Source organism: Acinetobacter sp. MF4640 (assembly GCF_002018895.1).
In the GTDB taxonomy this organism is placed as follows: domain Bacteria; phylum Pseudomonadota; class Gammaproteobacteria; order Pseudomonadales; family Moraxellaceae; genus Acinetobacter; species Acinetobacter johnsonii.
The window spans coordinates 1-1,465 of the sequence record NZ_MVOM01000122.1; the positions used below are offsets into that span (position 1 = coordinate 1).

Genomic DNA, 1,465 nt, shown 5'->3' on the forward strand with positions numbered 1-1,465 from the left:
TTGTTCCATTTTAGAGATTTGTTTAAGATAAGATATAACTCATTGAGATGTGTCATAGTATTCGTCGTTAGAAAACAATTATTGTGACATTATTTCAATGAGTTATCTATTTTTGTCGTGTACAGAGTCAAGAGTCATATCATTTTAGTGGGCTACATAGAGTGAGTCCACATGGCTAAAAATAATTGGAGATATAAGATGACTATTCCCGAAATTGAAAATGGTGTCCAGACTACCAATACCCTTAGTAATAATCTCGGTGCAAAAATCACTAAGTTTGGTATAGGTGGCATCTACGTTGCCATGACGATAATATATTTGTGGTTTGGTGGCATGAAATTCACTAGCTACGAAGCAAACGGTATACATGGTTTTGTTAGTAATAGCCCTCTGCTTTCGTGGATGTATAGCTTCCTCAGCATTCAAGGATTCTCAAATTTTCTGGGTGTGCTTGAAATTTCAGTTGGCCTGTTAATCGCTGCACGAGTTTTCTCCCCTAAGCTCGCAATCTTGGGCGGTGTACTTTCAACCGGACTCTTTTTTACGACATTGTCGTTCATGCTGACTACACCCGGTGTTTTTGAGGCATCTCTTGGGTTTCCTGCGATCTCTGTGGTTCCTGGCCAGTTTTTGCTAAAAGATTTAGGCTTGTTTGTCGTGTCTATATTTATCGTAGGTACATCACTTACAGCACTGGAGCACAAAAACAAATAAGCCTCACCCGAAACAACTATAAGTTAGATGGCTCCTAAACACATTAGAGAGCCTTTATTTTTATCTTTTAAGTGCTTCAAGTACGTGCCTTACTAGAGGCTGTGTAAGCGTCCGCTGAATCCCATACCTATTTTTTAATTCGATTTAGGTTTCCAGCAGTGCGGCAGCAATTCTTCAATTTGGGTCACTTTGTGTGTCGGTAACCTTTTCAGCACATCACTTAAATAGGCATACGGATCCAAGCCATTCAGCTTTGCTGACTGGATTAAAGTCATGATGTTTGCCGCTCGCTGACCACTGCGCAGCGAACCTGCAAACAGCCAGTTCTTGCGTCCCAACGCCCAGGGACGCATCTGATTCTCTACCCAATTGTTGCATATCGGTAGATTGCCATCATCCAGATAGCGGCTTAAGGCTGGCCAACGCTTCAGAGTGTAATTGATAGCCTTGGCGGTGGGAGAACTCGATGGCACTGTCAGATGATGTTGGTTGAGCCATTCATATAGTTGTTGCATCACTGGTTGACTATGCTGTTGTCGGTATTCGCGGCGGTCTTCCGCTGTACCATCGGTCTTTTTCCTGAGTTCTGCTTCTATCGCATACAGTTTCTGAATCAGCACTAAGGCCTGTTCAGCGACCTGACTTTTCCCGGTCACATGCAGTTCATGGAATTTACGACGTGCATGGGCCATGCAGCCCACCTCAATGACCTGGCCTGATTTAAAGCGTGCTTTATAACCACTGTAATCAT

General features: G+C 43.1%; 2 protein-coding genes. One reads left to right on the plus strand and one right to left on the minus strand.

Annotated features, from left to right (window positions below):
• Positions 1-198 precede the first annotated feature (198 nt).
• The gene (locus MF4640_RS18695) at positions 199-714 is read left to right on the plus strand and encodes a YkgB family protein (RefSeq protein WP_004911234.1); all 516 of its coding nucleotides are present in this window, start codon (positions 199-201) and stop codon (positions 712-714) included.
• 134 nt (positions 715-848) lie between these two features.
• Here the strand turns inward: MF4640_RS18695 and tnpC are convergent.
• Positions 849-1,465 (minus strand): IS66 family transposase (gene tnpC, locus MF4640_RS18700; protein ID WP_017397802.1); only part of this gene is annotated, 617 nt, incomplete at its 5' end.

Coding starts and splice junctions, on each gene's coding strand:
- MF4640_RS18695 (WP_004911234.1), top strand. CDS start 199: ATGACTATTCCCGAAATTGAAAATGGTGTCCAGACTACCAATACCCTT.